The organism is Streptomyces sp. NEAU-W12 (assembly GCF_026242095.1).
Lineage (GTDB): Bacteria > Actinomycetota > Actinomycetes > Streptomycetales > Streptomycetaceae > Streptomyces.
The window spans coordinates 117,616-136,579 of record NZ_JAPJDM010000014.1; the positions used below are offsets into that span (position 1 = coordinate 117,616).

The following is an 18,964-nucleotide window of genomic DNA, read 5'->3' on the forward strand; positions in this document are numbered from 1 at the left end:
TGTACGCCCCCTCCCGGCCGCCCGCGTCCGCTCCGTGGGTCCCGTCATCCCACCGGTGTCAGTTCCTTCTGCCGTTCCCGGGGCACGAACCGCACCCGGGGGTGCCCACCGTGCCAGCCGACCGTCAGGCGCAGGTTGCCGACGCGGGCCAGGATCAGGCCGATCACGGCGGCGGCGAGGGCCGCGACCGCACCGCCCGCCGCGAGGCCGACGCGGGCTCCGTGGGTGTCGGTGATCCAGCCGACGATCGGGGCGCCGACGGGCGCGCCGCCGAGGAAGACCATCATGTACAGGGCCATGACACGACCGCGTACGGCCGGGTCGGTGGCCATCTGGATGCTGGTGTTGGTGGTGACGTTGACCGTCATCGCGACCAGGCCGATCGGGACCATGAGCAGGGCGAACAGCCACAGGGCGGGTGCCCCGGCGGCGACGATCTCCAGTCCGCCGAAGGCCAGCGCGGCCAGGATCAGCAGCCGCAGGCGGGCCGTGCCGCGCCGGGCGGCGAGCAGGGCGCCGGCCACCGAGCCGACCGCCATCAGCGTGTTGAACAGGCTGTAGGCGCCCGCGCCCCCGTCGAAGACGTCGTCGGCGAAGGCCGAGAGGTAGACGGGGAAGTTGAAGGCGAAGGTGCCGATGAACCCCACCAGGACGATCGGCCAGAGCAGCTCGGGCCGGCCAGCGACATAGCGCAGCCCTTCCCGCAGCTGCCCCTTGCCGCGCGGGGACGGCGTGACGGCGTGCAGTTCGCGGGACCGCATCATCAGCAGGCAGGCGATCGGCGCGACGAAGGACACGCCGTTGAGGAAGAACGCCCAGCCCGTGCCGACGCCGGTGATCAGCACCCCCGCGACGGCGGGGCCGACCAGGCGGGCGGACTGGAAGTTCGCGGAGTTCAGGCTGACCGCGTTCTGCAGCCGGCCGGGGCCGACGAGTTCCGCGACGAAGGACTGGCGGGCGGGGTTGTCGAGCACCGTGGCCAGGCCGGTGACGAAGGCGGCGACGTAGACGTGCCAGATCTGGACGTGGCCGGTGAGCGTGAGGGCTGCCAGTGCCAGCGAGGTGAGGGCCATCGCGGACTGGGTGAACAGGAGGGTGGGGCGCTTGCGCAGCCGGTCGACGAGGACGCCGCCGTACAGACCGAACAGCAGCATCGGCAGGAACTGCAGGGCCGTGGTGATGCCGACGGCGGCCGAGGAGCCGGTAAGGGTGAGCACCAGCCAGTCCTGGGCGATGCGCTGCATCCAGGTGCCGGTGTTGGAGACGACCTGGCCGGCGAAGAACAGGCGGTAGTTCCTGATCCTCAGCGAGGAGAACATCCCGGCCCTGCGGGGCTTGTCCCCCACGGCGCCGGTGTGGGTGCCGGTTCCGGTGTGGGTACCGGTGCCGGTTCCGGTGTCGCGGGCGGTCCGGTCGTCGTCGTGGTCCGGTGCGGGGGCGGAGTCTGCTCCGGGACCCGTACTCAAGGTTCGCCTCCTGGTGACAGCTGCTGTTGCCTCGTACCTCGTACCTCGTGCCCGGTACCTGGTGTCCAGTACCTCGTGCCCAGCGCCTCGCACCTCGCCGGTGCCGCACCGCGCGCCCCGGCCCTCGCGTACCCCGTGCGCCTAGACGTGCGCGAGCTTCTCCAGGACGGGGGCGGCGGCACGGAGCTTCGCCCATTCGTCCTCGTCGAGCTCCTCGGCCAGGGTGGCCAGGAAGGCGTTCCGCCTGCGGCGGCTCTCGTCCAGCATCGCCTCGGCCCGTTCGGTCTGCGTGACGACCTTCTGGCGCCGGTCGTCGGGGTGCGGCTCCAGCCGGACCAGGCCCTTGCCTTCCAGCAGCGCCACGATGCGGGTCATCGAGGGCGGCTGGACGTGCTCCTTGCGGGCGAGTTCGCCCGGGGTGGCCCGGCCGCACCGGGCCAGGGTGCCCAGCACCGACATCTCGGTGGGGCTGAGCGACTCGTCGACGCGCTGGTGCTTGAGCCGACGGGACAGTCGCATCACGGCGGATCGAAGGGCGTTCACGGCGGCTGCGTCGTCGCCATGGCTGAGGTCCGGCATGTTATTTAGCATAACTCATTACTCTCGCTAAAGGACCCCTCGGGGCGCACTCGAGTTCCGCCGGCACCCGTGACACCGGCCACCCGCGCGCCGGGACACCCGGGCGAACCGCGAGGCCGAATCACTCACTCGAATCACTCATATGGGTGACCTCGGCGTGGAAGCGCGCACGCCGAGCCGGGATGTGCGGCAACGCTCATGGCCATGGGGACCGACGTACTCAGCCTGCGCATGGACCACGAGCTGCTCGAGCGACTCCGGCAGCATGCCGCCAAACGCGGAATGAGCGTCCAGGACTATGTCGTCCGGACGCTCATGCGCGATGACTTCGACCAGCGGTTCCAGACCGCCGTCGAGGAGACGGAGAAGTTCTACGACGTCATCTGAGCCGCGCTCCCTCTCCCCCGGGTTCTCCCACGGGTCCCCCTACGGGTCCTCCACGGCTCCCCCCACGGGGCCGGCTCAGGTCAGGCCCAGTGCCGGCATCAGGTAGTAGAAGGCGAACACCGCCGACACCACGTACATCGCCGCCGGCACCCCCTTGCCGCGCCCGGCCGCCAGGCGCAGCACCACGAAGGTGACGAAGCCCATGCCGATGCCGTTGGTGATCGAGTAGGTGAACGGCATCATCACCATGGTCACGAAGGCCGGGATGGCGATGGTGTAGTCCGCCCAGTCGATCTCCCCGACCGAGCCCGCCAGGATCAGGAAGCCGACCGCGAGCAGCGCCGGGGTCGCCGCCTGCGACGGGACCATGGTGGCGATGGGCGTGAGGAACAGCGCGACGGCGAAGAGCGCACCCGTGACGACGTTGGCGAAGCCGGTGCGCGCGCCCTCGCCGACACCGGCCGTGGACTCCACGAAGGCGGTGGTGGCGGAGGCGGAGCTGGCGCCGCCCGCGGCGACCGCGACACCGTCGATGAAGAGGACCTTGTTGATGCCGGGCATCTGCCCCCGGGCGTCGGTCAGCTTGGCCTCGTCGGAGACACCCATGATCGTGCCCATGGCGTCGAAGAAGCACGACAGCAGCACGGTGAAGACGAACAGGACACCGGTCAGCAGGCCGACCTGCTCGAAGCCGCCGAACAGGCTGACCTCGCCGATCAGGCCGAAGTCGGGGGTGGCGACCGGGTTGCCGGGCCAGGCCGGGGCCGTCAGGCCCCAGGAGGGGACGTCGGCCACCGCTTCGATGATCACGGCGAGAACGGTCGTCACGACGATCGAGATGAGGATCGCGCCGGGCACCTTGCGCAGGATCAGCGCCAGCGTGAGCAGCGCGCCGAGGACGAAGACGAGAACCGGCCAGCCGGTGAGGTGACCGCCGGTGCCGAGCTGCAACGGCACGGTGGTGTTCGCGGCGTCCGGCATGCGGGAGACGAAGCCGGAGTCGACGAGGCCGATCATCATGATGAACAGGCCGATACCGATGGCGATGGCCTTGCGCAGACCGTACGGGACCGCGTTCATCACGCGCTCGCGCAGACCGGTGGCGACCAGCAGCATGACGACGAAACCGGCCAGCACGACCATGCCCATGGCGTCCGGCCAGGACATCCGGGGGGCGAGCTGGAGCGCGACGACCGAGTTCACGCCGAGGCCGGCGGCGAGCGCGATCGGCACGTTGCCGATGACGCCCATGAGCAGCGTGGTGAACGCCGCCGTCAGGGCGGTCGCGGTGACCAGCTGACCGTTGTCGAGCTGGTTGCCGTACAGGTCCGTCGAGCTGCCCAGGATGATCGGGTTGAGCACGATGATGTAGGCCATCGCGAAGAAGGTGGCGAATCCGCCACGGATCTCGCGGGGCAGGGAGCTGCCCCGCTCGGAGATCCTGAAGTAGCGGTCGAGTGCGCCGGGGCCGGGCTGATCGGGCATCGGAGCCTCGGCGGGGGCCGACGTGGGCATGCGGAAACCTCATCACCGGCGGACTTCCCCCAAAGCCCTTTGGCGTTTTCTACGAAAAGAAGTGGCCAGAGACAAACGGATTCAGTATGAACATATAACGACGTTCTCGCTATCTCCGCGCGTAGACCCAAGCGGGCGGCGTGGCGCGGACGCGGCGGACGCCACACCCCCCGCTCCTCGTAAGCTGTCCGCATGGCCGCTTTCCTCTCGGGTCTCTCCGACATCGTCAAGGGGACCCCCAAGCACGAGGCACCGGAGCCCCTGGAGGGGCCCGTGGTCGCCACCGTCGTCGGCGGCACGCTCGTCTGGTTCGCCCTCTTCCTGGTGCAACTGCCGTTCTACGGCTGGCTCGACGACCACGGGCACACCTGGTGGCTGTGGACCTGCCTGGCCGGCGGCGGCCTCGGTTTCATCGGCATCTGGTACGTCCGCCGGCGCGAGAGCGCGATCAGGCGCGCGCGGGCCGGACAGGCCGTCGGGAGCACGGACGCCCCGGAGGCCGAACCGCTCCGCGGCCCCTCCCCCGCCTCCCCCACCACCCCTGCCTCACCCGCCTCCTCGACCGACTGACGCCGCTGCCGGTCGGCCGTCCCCCCGCACGTCGCTGCCGGCCGGACGTCTTCGCACGTCGCTGCCGGTCGGCCGAGTCGCCCGCGGCTCCCGTACGACCACGGTCCTACGGCCGTCCTCCCCCGGTCGGATCTTCCGCGCAACCGGTGGGTGAGGCCACGTCCGCGCACGTACCGTCGTCCGCATGACGCATCTCGACACGGACCCGCGGTCCGGTGCCGCGCACCCCGGCACCCTGACGTCACCGGTGACCGGCCTGACCTCCGCCGAGGTGGCCCGGCGGGTGGCCCTCGGGCAGGTCAACGACGTGCCGGTGCGCAGCAGCCGGTCGCTGACCGAGATCGTCCGCGGAAACGTCCTCACCCGGTTCAACGCGATCATCGGCATCCTCTGGGTGATCATGCTGGGCGTCGCACCCATCCAGGACAGCCTGTTCGGCTTCGTGATCCTCGCCAACACCGGGATCGGCATCATCCAGGAGTGGCGGGCCAAGAAGACCCTGGACTCCCTGGCCGTGATCGGCGAGGCGCGGCCGACGGTACGCCGGGACGGGGCGAGCGCCAGGATCGGCACCTCGCAGATCGTGCTGGACGACCTGATCGAGATCGGGCCGGGCGACAAGATCGTCGTCGACGGGGTGTGCGCGGAGGCGGACGCACTGGAGATCGACGAGTCGTTGCTCACCGGAGAGGCCGACCCCGTGGTCAAGCGGCCGGGGGACCGGGTCATGTCCGGCAGCTTCGTGGTCGCGGGCGGCGGCGCCTTCCAGGCGACGAGGGTGGGGCGCGAGGCGTACGCGGTGCAGCTCGCCGAGGAGGCGTCCCGGTTCACGCTGGTCCACTCCGAGCTGCGCTCGGGCATCTCCACGATCCTCAAGTACGTGACGTGGATGATGATCCCGACCGCGACCGGGCTGATCATCAGCCAGCTGTTCGTCAAGGACAACGAGGTGAAGGACTCCATCGCCCGCACGGTCGGCGGGATCGTGCCGATGGTCCCCGAAGGGCTGGTGCTCCTCACCTCGGTGGCCTTCGCCATCGGGGTGGTCCGGCTCGGCCGCAAGCAGTGTCTGGTGCAGGAGCTGCCCGCGATCGAGGGACTGGCCCGCGTCGACACGGTCTGCCTGGACAAGACCGGCACCCTCACCGAGGGCGGCATGGACGTCACGGAGCTGCACCTGCTCGACGACGACGGCACCTCCGAAAGCGGCAGCACCAGCGACAACGACAGCACCAGCGGCAACAACGGCAACGGCAGCGGCAGCGGCAGCGGCAGCGGCAGCGGCAGCGGCAGCGGCAGCGGCAGCGGCAGCGGCAGCGGCAGCGGCAGCGGCAGCGGCAGCGGCAGCGGCAGCGGCGAAGCGTACGTGCGGAAGGTGCTCGGCGCCCTCGGCGTCTCCGATCCGCGGCCGAACGCCTCGCTCCGGGCGATCGCCGACGCCTACCCCGACACCGGTGACTGGCGGCGCACCGACGCCCTGCCCTTCTCCTCCGCCCGCAAGTACAGCGGCGCCGCCTTCGCCGAGGAGGACGGGACCGCGTCCGTCTGGCTGCTCGGCGCACCCGACGTCCTGCTCGACGCCGACCACCCGGCCCTGGCCCGCACGGGGCGGCTGAACGAGCAGGGCCTGCGGGTGCTGCTCCTCGCCCGCGGCGAGCGAGGCCTGGACGACCCCGAGGCCGCCGTCGGGGTCCGCCCCACCGCCCTGGTGGTGCTGGAGCAGCGGCTGCGGCCGGACGCGGCGGACACGCTGGCGTACTTCGCCGAGCAGGACGTCGACGCCAAGGTCGTCTCGGGTGACAACGCGGTGTCGGTCGGCGCGGTCGCCGGGAAGCTCGGGCTGGCGGGGACGGTCGTCGACGCGCGCGGGCTGCCCGCCGGCCGGGAGGCGATGGCCGGGGCGCTCGACGAGGGCACGGTGTTCGGGCGGGTCACCCCGCAGCAGAAGCGGGACATGGTGGGCGCGCTCCAGTCCCGCGGGCACACGGTCGCGATGACCGGCGACGGGGTGAACGACGTGCTGGCCCTCAAGGACGCCGACATCGGGGTGGCGATGGGTTCCGGCTCGGAGGCCACCCGGGCGGTCGCGCAGATCGTGCTGCTCGACAACAGCTTCGCCACGCTGCCGTCGGTGGTGGCGGAGGGGCGGCGGGTGATCGGCAACATCACCCGGGTCGCGACGCTGTTCCTGGTGAAGACCGTCTACTCGGTGCTGCTCGCGGTGCTGGTGGTGTGCTCGCAGGTGGAGTACCCGTTCCTGCCGCGCCATCTGACGCTGCTGTCCACGCTCACCATCGGCGTCCCGGCGTTCTTCCTGGCCCTGGCCCCGAACAAGGAGCGGGCGCGGCCGAACTTCGTACGGCGGGTCATGCGGTACGCGGTCCCGGGCGGCGTGCTGGCCGCGCTGGCGACGTTCACCACGTATCTGATCGCCCGCCACCACTACAGCGGTGAGGGGGCACTGGACGCGGAGACGAGCGCGGCGACGCTGACGCTGTTCCTGATCTCGATCTGGGTGCTGGCGATCATCGCCCGCCCGTACACGTGGTGGCGGATCGGCCTGGTGGCGGCGATGGGTGCCGGGTTCCTGCTGGTGCTGGTGGTGCCGTGGCTCCAGGAGTTCTTCGCGCTGAAGCTGGTCGGGATGACGATGCCGTGGGTGGCGGTCGGCATCGCGGCGGTGGCGGCGGCCACCCTGGAGTTCCTGTGGAAGTGGGTGGACCGCCGCCTTCCCGCTTAGTGCTCGGCCCTGCGGGTGAACGCCGGGGGGGTACCGCCTGTGGATCACCCGCGGGTCCGGTGGGGGCTGGTCGCGCCCGCGCGGCGGAGCCGCGTGCCGACACGCGGCTCCGCGCCCCTGAGGGGGGCGCCTCGGCGATCCGCGTGACCAGCCCGAGCGGTGTTACTTGACGTCGACGAAGTCGCCCGCCGCGGTGGCCGGGGCGGTGCTCGTGATGCCGGCGTACTTGAAGCGGTGGTAGCCGTCGGTGGCGGCCGTGACGGTCGTCTTCAGGGCGCCGCCCGCAGCGGTCTTGATGCCCTTGACGTTGGTGTAGGTGCTGGTGCCCGACTTGCGGAACTGCAGCGCCACGGACTGGCCGCTGGGCAGACCGGAGTAGGAGCCGGTCTCCCAGTTGGCGCGGCTCAGCTTGCCGGTGACCGTGAGGGTCTTGCCCTTGGTCACCGGCTCCGGGGAGGCGTTGACGGTCAGCTTCGACAGGCGCTGGACCTTGTGGGTCTTGTAGTAGTCGTCCCAGAACATCTCGCCGTCGTTGGCCAGCACGCCGGCGGACACCTTCCAGGTGCCGGCCAGGAAGTTGGCGTACACGTTGCCCTCGTAGCCGGGCTCGGCGGTGATGGTGAGCTTGCAGTTGGACGTCGTGGCGCTGGTGGCCGTGCAGGTGGCGACGTCCTCGTTCGGCGGGAGGTAGCCGTCGAGGCCGGCCTCGACGTCGGTACCGTGCCAGAGGTCGACGTAGGCGTCCGCGATACCGCTCGGGTGGCTGGCGGTCAGGGACACGGAGAAGGTCTTGACGGTGGTGGTGCCGAGGACGATGTTCTTGCCGCCGTTCACCTTGACGCTGGAGACGGTGGGCGCGGCGGCGGCGGCCACCCGGGCCGTCGACTTGGCGGAGGACTTGGCGGAGGAGGTGCCGAAGCGCTCGGCGGCGCTGGTCTTGGTCGGGTTCCCGTCGCCGGGACCGTCGGCCTGTGCGGCCGGGACGGCGAGGGCGGACAGGGCCAGGGCGCCGGAGACTGCGGCGACGGTGGCACGAATACGCATGCGTTCCCCATGTGGAGAAAGGGGTCCCGGTGGTCGACGTTCTTCTGGGTACGTCACCCAACGGCTCGTCGTCACGTCCGGGACCCGAGTGACCATGGAGTCTGTTGACTCACGTGATCAGATACGCGGCTGCGGCAAATGGTTGTACGAGAAGTGGGGAACATGTGGCGCGACACCTCAGGAGAGGCATTCGGGCCGGCGCCCCCTCGCCCTCACGCCTCCCCCCGCGTGGCACGGCCAGGAGACGGACCGACGGACCGACGGACGGACGGACCGGCACGGTGACCTCCGGACGATCCTGCGCAAGAACAAGTCCGGGGGCTCCCGGTCCCGGTCACGGAGCAGAGAACCGGCGGCCCAGCTGTCCACCCCGGTGCGCACCTTCACGGCGACCGGGGCGGGCAGCACGGGCCTGCTCCCGGCCGCTGTGGCGGTGGCCCTGGCCTGGACGAACTCGCCCTGGTCGGAGGCACACACCTCCCTGTGGCACACCGGTCCGTGGATCTCCCCCGGTGGCGCCCGGCTGTCGATGGACCTGGGCACCGGGGCAACGACGGGCTGACGGCCCTGTTCTTCTTCCTCGTCGGCCTGGACGTCCGCTACGAGGTCTCCGGGGGCGGGCTGAACAGCCGCCGCAGGCTCATGCTCCCGGGTCTCGCCGGAATCGGCGGCATGACCGTGCCCGTCCGCCGGCACACCGGCCCGTACGACGCGAAGAGGCTCGCCCGTGAGCCGGAGGGCCTGCGCGGCGGAGTCCGGCGCCCAGGCACCCACGAAGTAACCGGCGGGTGCGGGGTGGGGCGGGGGGGCCGGTGCGCCGGCCCCCCACCCCACCCGTACACCCGTCAGTCGAACCAGCGGTCCCGGGCCAGTTCCTCGGTCCTGGACGGGTCCTCCAGCAGCGCCGCGACCTCGAAGCGGCGCGGCCACTGCCGGGCCGCCCAGGCCAGTCCGGCGGCGACGCCCTCCAGGGTGGCGGCGTGCAGCACCCCGTCGCGGGTCAGCCGCCAGTCGATCTCCACGCCGTCCACGAAGAGTTCCTCGTGCTCGACGTACGTGCCCGGGGTGCCCGCACCGAGCAGCACCCGCACCGACTCCGGTACGTCGTGCTCGGTGCCCTCGGTGTCGGCGTCGCCGGTGACGGACTCGCTCAGCCGCCGCACCTGGAACAGTTCGGCCAGCTCGGCGGCGCGCGAGGGGCGCACGGGCAGCAGGGCCACTCCCCCGGTGAACGGCAGCAGGTCGGGCGAGTCGACGACCACCGCGTCCGCCGCGTCCACCACCTCGACCCGGCCGTCGACCACCGCGCGCACCCTGTCCGGCAGGGTCACCCGCTCCGGATCCAGGTCGGCCAGCGCCCCGTAGAGGGCGTGCAGTTGACCGGCGGTGACCTCACGGCCGGGGTCGGCCAGGCGGTCGAGGAGTTCGGCGGCGCCGCCCGGTTCGCCGAGCAGCGCGGACACGGACGTACGGACGCCGAGGGCCCGCAGCACCTGCTCGTCGTCGAAACCGGTGGCGTCGGCCTCGTCGTACAGGCCGCGCAGCAGCGGGTCGCTCCCGGCGGCGCGCAGCCCGGCCGGGCGGCGGCCGCCGAGCACCGGGTGCCCGCGCAGCCACCACGCGGTGTAGGGGCGTACGACCTCGTGGGTGCCGTCCGGCAGCAGGACGCGGACCGGCTGGGTCAGGGCGTCGCGCAGCGGGGGGCGGGCGAGCAGGGCGAGGGCGCGGGGCCACTGGTCGTCGTCGACGAGGTCGAGGTCGCGGACGGCGACGAGTTCGGTGGCGACGGGCGGTACCGGACTGTCGGGGAAGCGGTCGAGGACGTCCTCGCTCCACACGTCCACGGCGTCCAGCAGACCCGCGTCGTCGGGCTCGGCGAAGTCCCCTTCACGGGGGTCGAGTTCGTCCGGGTCGAGGACGACGTCGGTGGCGCGGACGAGCACGAAGTCGACCAGCACACCGCAGGCGGCGAGCGGCCCCTCACCCCACCGTTCAGCCAGCTCCGTCTCCACGGCGGCGAGTTCGCCTTCCCGCATCACCTGGGCGAACGGGCCGCCGGGGAAGACCAGTTCGCAGGCCGGGGAGAGTTCTCCGTCCTCGTCGGGGAGGGCGAGGGCACCCAACCAGGGCTCGTCGCCCGGTTCGAGACCGGCGTCGCGCACCAGCCCGAGCACGGTGTCGGCGAGTTCGTCGGCGTCGGGCGCCTCGTCCTCCCAGTTCAGGGCGGACTCCTCGTCGAGTGAGGCGGCGACGGCGGCCCGCACCTGCGGGGTGGTGAGCACCGCGCGCGGGGTCGCCGGGAGGGCGCCGAGCTTCTCCAGGAGGGGGTGCGCGGCGTCCGGGTGGGCGACCTTGAGGCCGAGCCGGGCCAGCGTCGCGGGGTCGGTCCCGGCGGCCTCGGGACCGGGCAGCAGGACCTGACGGGGGCCGATGGTGGTCCTCCCGTCCGCCAGCGGCACCGGCAGCCCGGAGAGTCGGTCCGGTTCGACCCCGGCGAGGCTCTCGTACAGCCGCCGCCACCAGTCGGGCGACTTCTCGAGCCCGGCGAGCCGGTCGACGGCGTCGGTCAGCGGTACCCGGGCCACCCCGAGCGTGCGCAGCTCGGCCCGCCGCTCGAGCCCGGCGGGGAGCAGGGTCGGAAGAACCTCCGCCAGCACCCGTACGGTCCCGGCGCCCGCCCCCTCGACGACCTCGGCGTCCCGGGGCCGCAGCGACTCGGGCAGATCGGAGTCCTCGTCCTGCCCACCCGGTGCGACGGCGGGCGGGAGGAAGGAGGTCCGCGGCAGCCGCGCGAGCACCGCCTGCCGCAGGGCCCCGTCCAGCTCGCCCTTGCCGAGCGGGCCGGGCACGAGGCCGATGGTCCCGGCGGTCACCGGGCGCCAGTCGGCGAGGAGCCCGGTGTAGGCGTCGGCGGCGCGCTCCACCAGGAAGTCGGTGAGCGGGCCGGGGGCGGTGTGCCGGCGGGTGGAGTCCAGCGGGAAGGAGGCGATGAGCAGGGCGGGCACGCCGAGCGGCTCGTCGCTGGGGGTGGGGGCGTGCACGACGGGGCTGGTCCGGGGCCGTACCGGACTGCCGTCGGCGTCGACCGGAACGGCCCAGGTCACCGACCAGTGCGGCCGCAGCCGTTCCTCGACGGGCCGGTCGGCGAGCAGGTCCGGGGTGAGCGGCCCGTGCGCGGCGGCGGTGCGCCACCGGGTGGTCCCCTCCCGCGAGTCCTCGACGACGGTGAGGTCGCCCTCGGTGCGGCGGATCACGGTGCGGGGCTCGTCGTCGCCGACCTCGACGACGACGTCCTCCAGCCCCGGCAGCGCGAGCAGCAGGGCGTCGTCGACGGCGTGCAGCAGCCGTTCGGCGAGAGCGGCGGCGGCAGGGTCGCGCAGCGGCAGGATGACGGCGGTGTCGTACGGGTCCGGGGCGGTCCCCTCGGCGGGGAAGGGCAGCCGCAGCAACGGCACGTGCCCGTCCCGCCGCCGGATCTCGTCACCGAGCCCGGCGCTGGACCCGGCGCTCTCCCCGGCGAGCCCGCGCGCCTCGGCGAGCGACCAGCGCACTCCGCCGTGCCGCCCGACGACGGCGGGCTCGTCGGTGACGGCGAGCACGGCGGCGAAGCCGACCCCGAACCGTCCGACCGCCCGGTCGGGGGCGTCCCGCTTCGCGGAGGCACGCAGGGTGGACAGCGACTCGACGCCGGCCGCGTCGAGCGGGGCACCGGTGTTGGCGGCGACGAGCACCCCGTCGCGCAGCGTGAGCCGAAGCCGCCCCGGCACTCCCGCGCGGGCGGCGGCGTCGGCGGCGTTCTGCGCCAGCTCGACGACGAGGCGGTCCCGGTACCCGCCGAGGACGAGATCCTCCTCGGCGTTGGCGTCCTCGCGGAACCGCGCGGGACTGGCGGCCCAGGCGTCCAGCACCCCACGCCGCAGCCGCGCCGTACCGAACGGGTCCGCGCCCTCGTCCGCAGGCCGTACGAACATGCTCACGTTGATCTCTCCTCGTCGGCCGTCATCGGCGTGAGCCCGAAGGTACCGCCCCACCGGCCGTGAGCGCGCATCGCGCCGGAGCGGGCGGGCGCCCCGGGGCGAGCCCCGGGCCTTACCGGCGCGCCCCGGGCCTTACCGGTGTGTGCCGGGCCTTACCGGTGTGTGCCGGGCCTTACCGGTGTGTGCCGGGCCTTACCGGTGTGTGCCGGTGCGGCCGAACCGGGTCACACCTTCCGGGGATCGCTGCCGAGGAAGCGGAAACGGCCGCCGGTCACACGGTAGAAGAAGACGCCCTCGCCCACGTACCCGCCGTTCTCCGGCTCGAAGGCATAGCTCTTCGACACCCCCTTGTACGTCGTCCTGCGCAGCACGGGCACCAGGTCGTGCCGGGTCGGCCGGGGCCGGTCCAGCGTGCGCACGCAGGAGGTGACCAGCCGCACCACGTCGTACGCCTCGGCGGCGAAGGAGGGCGGATCGGCCCGGTGGCGGGTGCGGAACGCCCGGGTGAAGGCGCGCGTCGACGGCGCGGCCGACGGGTCGGTCGCCGTGGACACCACGAGCCAGCCCTCGGCGGCCGCCCCGGCCCGCGCGGGGAAGCCGGGGTCGTGGGCGCTCTGGCTGGCGATGCGGGGCCCGCGGTAACCGGTCTTTGCCAGGACGCGGGCGAAGCGGGCCATGCCGTCGGGCCCGCCGCCGTAGACCACGGCGCCCGGAGACCGCGCGATCATGTCCCGGACCCGGGCGTCGGTGTCCCGGCCGTCCGCGGGGACCGTCTCCGGCAGGACGTTGCGCCCGCCCGTGCCCCGCAGCCCTTCGGCGAACAGGCGGGTCACCTGCCGTCCGTACTCGCTCTCGTCGTCGACGAGGGCGATGTCGTCGAGGTCGTGCAGCCCGAGGTACTGCGCGACCGGATACATCTGCAGGGCGTTGTTGGGCCTCGCGCACAGCAGGACCCGGTTCAGGTGGCGGATGTCGCCGTCGAGCACGCTGACGAGGGTGAGCCCGGCCCCGTCGTACGTGTCGAGCGTGGCTCCGACCGCGTCCGCGCCGGTCGCGCCGATCACGGCGGCGATCCGCTCGTCCGCCGCGAGGCGGTGTGCGGCCGACTCCGCGCCCGCCGCGTCGCCCCGGTCGTCGGCGGTGGTCAGGGCCAGGGTGAACGGCTCGTCGTCACGGGCGTTGTGCTCGGCGACGGCGAGACGGGCTCCCTGTTCGGCGGCCTTGCCCTGACGGCGTCCGGGGCCGCTCAGGTCGGCCTGGAGCCCGAGGTGCAGCACCGGCTCGGTCGTGTCGCGCCGGCGGGCGCCGTTGTCACCGCCGCCGTCGTCGCGGCCGATCAGCCACGCCGTCGACCCCGCGACGGTGAGACCGGCGGCCCCGGAGACGAGGTACGTGAGCATCCGCCGTCTGCCCGGCGGTCCGGAACGCCCCCCGGTGTCCGGGCCGTCGGACGAGACGCCCCGTGTGGGGCGGTCGGCGTGCGCCGGACGGTCTGCGTGCGCCGGACGGTCGACGTGCGTGGCGTCGATCTCCGGCAGGGCCAGCATCCGGGCGGAGCGTTCGGCGATCAGGTGGGTGACGGAGGTGGGCAGCCAGGCGGGTCCGGTGGCGTCCTCCGCGCAGGTGGCCCGCAGCTGCGCGGCGGTGGGCCGCTCGCCCGGCTCCTTGGCCAGGCACGCGTCGACGACCGGCCGCAGCTCCGCCGGGACGCCGTCGAGCCGCGCCGGGTCGTGCACGGTCCGAAACAGCATGGCCTCGACGGGACCGCTGCCGAAGGGCCGGGTCCCGGCCGCCGCGTGGACGAGCACGCAGCCGAGCGAGAAGACGTCGCTGGGCGGTCCGACGGGGCGGCCCTGTGCCTGCTCCGGGGAGAGGAATCCGGGGGAGCCGACCACGGCGTCCGCGGCCGTGAGCACGGTGTCGTCCAGGGCACGGGCGATGCCGAAGTCGATGAGGCGCGGGCCGTCGGCCGCGAGCAGGACGTTGCCGGGTTTGACGTCCCGGTGCACCATGCCCGCGGAGTGAACCGCCTCCAGCGCCTCGGCGAGCATCCCGCCCAGCGCCCGTACGCTGCGGACCGGCAGCGGGCCGTTCGTCGCGACCGCGTCGGCCAGCGACGGTCCGGGCACGAACGCGGTCGCCAGCCACGGTGCGGCGGCCTCGGTGTCCGCGTCGACGACCGGAACGGCGTATCGGGTGCGCACCCGGCGGGCGATGGCGACCTCGCGCCGGAACCGGGCGCGGAACGAGGCGTCGTCCGCGTACTCGGCCCGGATCAGCTTGACGGCGACGAGTGTGCCGCCCGCCGATCTGCCGAGCAGGACGACGCCCATGCCGCCCGCGCCGAGCCGGCCCAGTACGCGGTAGCCGGCGACGCGCGCCGGGTCCCCCGGACCGAGCGGTTGCAGATCGGTCACTTCAGCTCCAGCTCCACCCGGTACAGCAGCTTCGCCCCGGCCTCCGCGGCGAGCCGGATCAGGTCCTTGGTCGTGCGGCCCTTCGCGCCCTTGACGGAGACGGCCGTGGTGACGGGCCCGATGCGGGACTTGGTCCAGACGTAGCCCTGGGGTCCGTCGGAGGCGGGTCCCGAGTAGGTGCCGGCCTCGAAGAGCGTGGCGTCGGCGTTCCTCACGTCCTCGGGATCGATGTGCATCGACATCAGCCCGTCGAGCTTCTGCCCGCCGCCGAGATCCTGCACGGGGCAGCGGAAGCTCTCCTGAACGGTGTCCTTCAACTCCCTCTCGGCACCCGCCTCGTCCCGGTGCACGGTCACCGTCACCGATCCCAGGACACGGCCCTTGCCGTCCTTCGCCGGCAGGTCGATACGGCGGTTGTGGCTGTCCAGCACCCCGTCGGGCAGTTTCCCGCGGGTCCAGACACAGGTGTCGGGAAGCACCGGCCAGGTGCCGGCCGTCTCGTACGGGTCGTGCCGGACCATGCCGGGCGTCCAGTCGGCGGGCGCGAGCACGACGTCGCGCGTGAGAGCGCGGGCCTGGGCGGCCGTCCTCGGTATCCGCTCCGGAGCGGGAGTGAAGTCGTACGCGTCGGGCAGGGCACCGACGCTGCTGGGGGCCGAGGGCTCGGCGGAGGCGGAGGCGGAGGCGTTCGGCGAGGTCGGCGTGCCCCCCTTCGCCGTGTCCCTCTTCGCCGTGCCCCCCTTCGCCGTGTCCCCGCGCTCTCCGTCGCCGCCGCAGCCGGTGAGCACCGCGACCGCCGTCACCACCGCGACGGTGGTGGCGGCTGCGCGCGAAGGCCGGGCAGCGGGCGCCGGCAGTCGGAAAACAGTGAACATCGATCCCCCCGATGGTCGTACTCGTTCCGTATCCGAGCACGTCTGGTCGTCTCCCTCACGAACGCGAGACGACGAAAGAGGGGGCCGACGGTTCCCCGCCGCGGCCTATTTCACTCGCCGCCGGTCCGAAGGCCTCGCCGGGGGCCTCGCCGCAGGGCAGGCCGGAGCCGTTCTGCTCGTCCTCGCGCAACGCGGTCTCGACGTCTCCGACGACGTCCGCACACGCGTCACGGGCTGCACCGACCTCGGGGTCCTCCGCCTCCGGCTCACCCGCGCCATCACCGCACCGAAGGCCGAAGGGAACTTCGAGGACGTCTGAGGAAACCCACCCCGCGCCCGAGCGGACACCGGGCGCCCGGCGGAGAGACGGCGGACGGGGAACGAAGCCTGCGCCGGGGCCGTCGAGGGCAGCCCTCCCGCGGGCGAGGCGCTCCGCCTACGAGTGACCCAGCTCCGCCGACGACTCGTCCTCCGTCGCCGGGACCGAGCCGGAGTCCGCGGCCGGGCGGAGCGGGAACGGGTCGACGCGGGTCTCGTCGATCCTCGGCGGGACGGGCTGCGGCGGCCTGGGCATGACCGCGGCCTCGGAGTGGCCGCCGCAGCCGTACGCCAGGGAGACCACGCGGCCGTCGGCCGGGGAGAACTCGTTGGCGCACACGCCGAAGGCCTGGCCCAGGGAACCGCCGATGCGGGCGAGGAAGCCGCAGCTGACGCAGGAGGCGGGGGCCGCCTGCGCCATCGGGGTCTTGGCGCCGAACGCCTCCTCCCAGCGGTCGGCGGCGACGTGCAGGCCGTAGCGGGACAGGACGCGGGCGCGGCGCATGCCGAGTTCCTCGGCGACCGACGCGATCGAGCCACGGGCGGGTGCGATCGTCAGGTCGGCCGGGGAGCCCGCGGCGACCTCGGCGTCCTCCGCCTCCACCAGCTCGGCGAGTTCCCCGGTGACCGAGGCGACCGTCGAGTTCGGGGCCGGCTCGTCCTCGCCCGAGTAGCCGGGCTCCAGCCGCAGGTCCTCGGCGTCGGTGGGCAGCAGGTCGCCGGGCCCCATGTCGCCGGGGCGCAGCCGCTCGCTCCACGGCACCCACTCCGGTGCGAGCAGCGCGTCGGGGCCGGGCAGCAGGACGGACTCGTTCACCGTGACGAGCTTGGCACGGGAGGCGCGGGCGACGGTGACGGCCCAGCGCCAGCCCCGGTAGCCGAGCTCGCGGCAGGCGAAGAAGTGGGTGACGACCCGGTCGCCCTCGGAGACCAGCCCTTCGTGTTCTCCGACGACCCCGGGCGCGGCGGCCTCCTCGGCGGCGGCACGGGCGAGGTCGACCGCCTCGGCGCACAGGCGGTCGGGGGTGCGGCTTCGCGTTGTCGCTGCGCTCACAGGTATCGCTTCTCTCCTACGCCGTCTCACGAGTGCGCCACTCCCAGCGCGGGGGGCGGACGGAGCGGACCGGAGGACCGCGTCGACGTCCGCGCCGATTCGTGCTCGGGCGCGCCTCCATCCATTCTGCGGGATGGCTGAGATATGCACGCTACCTTCTCGCGTGCGTATGGCCTACACCGACGGTAGTTCTCGGGCCATCGCGCGCCGGAATCCGCACCGCTCCCGTCGCCCCCGCCACGCCCGCGGAACCCGCGGCGCCCGTGTGCGACGCCCTTGCCGCACCGGCGTGGCGGATGGCCGGCCGACGGTCGGCGAACACCCGGCGGGCCCCTCACCACCGGGGCGTTCCGCCGGACAGCGGCACGTGCCGGAGCCGTCACCGAGGTTGCGGCACTACGTACCGCCATATCGGGGCACTATGAACGTCGTGGCTACCGCGAGGACACCCCAGGGCGCCACCGGGACCGGTGAGGCCGATGGGGTCAAGGGAAAGGGCCCGCAGAAGGGCCGACGCGTCGGGACCGGCCGGACGGGCGGTCCGCTGCGCGCGCTCGGGCGCGTTCTGCGCCTCCCGGTGACCGGGACCGCGCGCGGGATCCGCCGGGCCACCCACGCGCACGGCGCCGGTGAGTCCGGCCTCGGCAAACTGATCGAACTGCACGGGGTGAACGGTGCCGGCGACGTCATGATCACCGTCGCCCTCGCGTCCACCGTCTTCTTCTCCGTGCCGACGGACGAGGCCCGCGGCCGGGTCGCCCTCTACCTCGCCATCACGATGGCCCCGTTCACTCTCCTGGCCCCGGTGGTCGGCCCGCTCCTCGACCGTCTCCCGCACGGCCGCCGGGCCGCGATGGCGGGTGCGATGCTCGCCCGCGCGATCCTCGCCCTGGTGCTGTCCGGGGCGGTCGTCACCGGCGACCTCCAGCTGTATCCGGCCGCCCTCGGCGTGCTGGTCTCCTCGAAGGCGTACGGGGTGGTCAGAAGCGCCGTCGTGCCGCGGCTGCTGCCACCCGCGTTCTCGCTCGTGAAGGCGAACTCGCGGGTCACCCTGGGCGGCCTGCTGGCCACCGGCATCGCGGCGCCGATCGGCGCGGGCCTCCACCAGATCGGGCCGCGCTGGCCCCTGTACGGGGCGTTCGTCCTGTTCGTCGCGGGGGCGGTGCTGGCGTTCACGCTGCCGTCGAAGGTGGACTCCGCGAAGGGGGAGGACACGGCGCTGCTCGCGGCGGACGAGGAGCATCTGCACGGCCCGCACCTCAAGCCGGTCAAGCGGCCCGGCCTGCGCACGGTCGGCCCGGCCGTCACCCACGCGCTGGCCGCCAACGCGTCCATCCGCTGTCTGACCGGGTTCCTGATCTTCTTCCTCGCGTTCCTGCTGCGCGAGCATCCGATGTCCGGGCAGAGCGCCGCCGTGTCCCTGGCCGTCGTGGGAGTGGCGGCGGGCACGGGCAACGCGCTCGGTACGGCCGTCGGGGCCTCGCTGAGATCCCGCGCGCCGGAGATCATCATCGTGACGGTGGTGGCCTGTGTGGCCGCCGCGGCGATCACCGCGGCGGCGCTGTTCAGCGCGGTCGTGATCGCCTGTCTGGCCGGGATCGCCGGGTTCGCGCAGGCGCTCGCCAAACTGTCCCTGGACGCGCTCATCCAGCGGGACGTGCCCGAACTGGTCCGTACGTCGGCGTTCGCGCGCTCCGAGACGCTGCTCCAGATGTCGTGGGTGCTGGGCGGGGCGATCGGCATCGTGATGCCGCTGGTCGGGCCGCTGGGCCTGGCGGTGGGCGCCGCGATCGTCGCCACGGGCTGGCTGGCCACCGTCCGCGGCCTGATCGGCTCGGCCCGGCACGACACGGACAGCGGACGCACGCGGGTGGCGTGAACCCGCCGTCCGGCGCACGGACCGGCCGGCACAAGGGCGACGCGACCTCCGGCGGCGGTCTCGCACCAACCCCGGCCCGTCCCTGCCCGTCCCTCCCCGGGACGGCTCGCACACCCGGACGACACGAGCCGCCGATCGGCGCA

At 73.2% G+C, this 18,964-nt stretch carries 14 protein-coding genes; 6 read left to right on the forward strand and 8 right to left on the reverse strand.

Annotated elements, in window-relative coordinates:
• Window positions 1-44 precede the first annotated feature (44 nt).
• Window positions 45-1,466, reverse strand: coding sequence for an MFS transporter (locus ORI94_RS19310; protein WP_266077217.1), 1,422 nt, complete (start codon window positions 1,464-1,466; stop codon window positions 45-47).
• A 141-nt stretch (window positions 1,467-1,607) separates the two neighbouring features.
• Complete coding sequence (locus tag ORI94_RS19315; protein ID WP_266077218.1) at window positions 1,608-2,045, reverse strand: MarR family winged helix-turn-helix transcriptional regulator; 438 nt, start codon at window positions 2,043-2,045, stop codon at window positions 1,608-1,610.
• Between the two features lie 204 nt (window positions 2,046-2,249).
• On the opposite strand from ORI94_RS19315, the gene ORI94_RS19320 reads away from it, so the two are divergent.
• Window positions 2,250-2,432: a ribbon-helix-helix protein, CopG family gene (locus ORI94_RS19320; protein ID WP_042169331.1), complete on the forward strand. Its 183-nt coding sequence runs from the start codon at window positions 2,250-2,252 to the stop codon at window positions 2,430-2,432.
• A gap of 75 nt (window positions 2,433-2,507) precedes the next feature.
• Here ORI94_RS19320 and ORI94_RS19325 read toward each other — a convergent pair whose 3' ends face one another.
• Window positions 2,508-3,947: an NCS2 family permease gene (locus tag ORI94_RS19325; protein WP_266077219.1), complete on the reverse strand. Its 1,440-nt coding sequence runs from the start codon at window positions 3,945-3,947 to the stop codon at window positions 2,508-2,510.
• 222 nt (window positions 3,948-4,169) lie between these two features.
• Here ORI94_RS19325 and ORI94_RS19330 point away from each other — a divergent pair, with 222 nt between their 5' ends.
• Both ORI94_RS19330 and ORI94_RS19335 read left to right on the forward strand, forming a co-directional pair.
• Window positions 4,170-4,517 (forward strand): DUF2530 domain-containing protein, encoded by a 348-nt coding sequence (locus ORI94_RS19330; protein ID WP_266077383.1) that lies wholly within the window; start codon window positions 4,170-4,172, stop codon window positions 4,515-4,517.
• A 184-nt stretch (window positions 4,518-4,701) separates the two neighbouring features.
• Window positions 4,702-7,257 (forward strand): HAD-IC family P-type ATPase, encoded by a 2,556-nt coding sequence (locus ORI94_RS19335; protein ID WP_266077220.1) that lies wholly within the window; start codon window positions 4,702-4,704, stop codon window positions 7,255-7,257.
• A gap of 162 nt (window positions 7,258-7,419) precedes the next feature.
• On the opposite strand, the gene ORI94_RS19340 is transcribed toward ORI94_RS19335, so the two are convergent.
• A complete protein-coding gene (locus ORI94_RS19340; RefSeq protein ID WP_266077221.1) occupies window positions 7,420-8,301 on the reverse strand; it encodes a calcium-binding protein in 882 nt (293 codons plus the stop codon).
• 373 nt (window positions 8,302-8,674) lie between these two features.
• Between ORI94_RS19340 and ORI94_RS19345 the strand changes: the two genes are divergently transcribed.
• Window positions 8,675-8,863 (forward strand): hypothetical protein, encoded by a 189-nt coding sequence (locus tag ORI94_RS19345; RefSeq protein ID WP_266077222.1) that lies wholly within the window; start codon window positions 8,675-8,677, stop codon window positions 8,861-8,863.
• Between the two features lie 283 nt (window positions 8,864-9,146).
• Here the strand turns inward: ORI94_RS19345 and ORI94_RS19350 are convergent, their stop codons facing one another.
• The 3 genes from ORI94_RS19350 to ORI94_RS19360 all read right to left on the reverse strand — a co-directional run bounded on the left by ORI94_RS19350 (window position 9,147) and on the right by ORI94_RS19360 (window position 15,570).
• Entirely contained in the window at window positions 9,147-12,278 is a 3,132-nt protein-coding gene (locus ORI94_RS19350) for a sacsin N-terminal ATP-binding-like domain-containing protein (protein WP_266077223.1), read from the reverse strand.
• Between the two features lie 224 nt (window positions 12,279-12,502).
• Window positions 12,503-14,686 carry a bifunctional serine/threonine-protein kinase/ABC transporter substrate-binding protein gene (locus tag ORI94_RS19355; protein ID WP_266077386.1) on the reverse strand — a complete coding sequence of 728 codons (2,184 nt, stop codon included), beginning with the start codon at window positions 14,684-14,686 and terminating at the stop codon, window positions 12,503-12,505.
• 5 nt (window positions 14,687-14,691) lie between these two features.
• Window positions 14,692-15,570: a hypothetical protein gene (locus tag ORI94_RS19360; protein WP_416237849.1), complete on the reverse strand. Its 879-nt coding sequence runs from the start codon at window positions 15,568-15,570 to the stop codon at window positions 14,692-14,694.
• On the opposite strand from ORI94_RS19360, the gene ORI94_RS19365 reads away from it, so the two are divergent.
• Window positions 15,476-15,889 (forward strand): hypothetical protein, encoded by a 414-nt coding sequence (locus tag ORI94_RS19365; protein ID WP_266077225.1) that lies wholly within the window; start codon window positions 15,476-15,478, stop codon window positions 15,887-15,889. The genes ORI94_RS19360 and ORI94_RS19365 overlap by 95 nt on opposite strands.
• A gap of 117 nt (window positions 15,890-16,006) precedes the next feature.
• On the opposite strand, the gene ORI94_RS19370 is transcribed toward ORI94_RS19365, so the two are convergent.
• Window positions 16,007-16,942, reverse strand: coding sequence for a DUF3027 domain-containing protein (locus tag ORI94_RS19370; protein ID WP_266077227.1), 936 nt, complete (start codon window positions 16,940-16,942; stop codon window positions 16,007-16,009).
• Window positions 16,943-17,372: 430 nt separating this feature from the next.
• On the opposite strand from ORI94_RS19370, the gene ORI94_RS19375 reads away from it, so the two are divergent.
• The gene (locus tag ORI94_RS19375; RefSeq protein ID WP_266077229.1) at window positions 17,373-18,821 is read left to right on the forward strand and encodes an MFS transporter; all 1,449 of its coding nucleotides are present in this window, start codon (window positions 17,373-17,375) and stop codon (window positions 18,819-18,821) included.
• Window positions 18,822-18,964: the final 143 nt, after the last annotated feature.

Coding starts and splice junctions, on each gene's coding strand:
- ORI94_RS19335 (WP_266077220.1), top strand. CDS start 4,702: ATGACGCATCTCGACACGGACCCGCGGTCCGGTGCCGCGCACCCCGGC.
- ORI94_RS19325 (WP_266077219.1), bottom strand. CDS start 3,947: ATGCCCACGTCGGCCCCCGCCGAGGCTCCGATGCCCGATCAGCCCGGC.
- ORI94_RS19320 (WP_042169331.1), top strand. CDS start 2,250: ATGGGGACCGACGTACTCAGCCTGCGCATGGACCACGAGCTGCTCGAG.
- ORI94_RS19340 (WP_266077221.1), bottom strand. CDS start 8,301: ATGCGTATTCGTGCCACCGTCGCCGCAGTCTCCGGCGCCCTGGCCCTG.
- ORI94_RS19315 (WP_266077218.1), bottom strand. CDS start 2,045: ATGCCGGACCTCAGCCATGGCGACGACGCAGCCGCCGTGAACGCCCTT.
- ORI94_RS19360 (WP_416237849.1), bottom strand. CDS start 15,570: ATGTTCACTGTTTTCCGACTGCCGGCGCCCGCTGCCCGGCCTTCGCGC.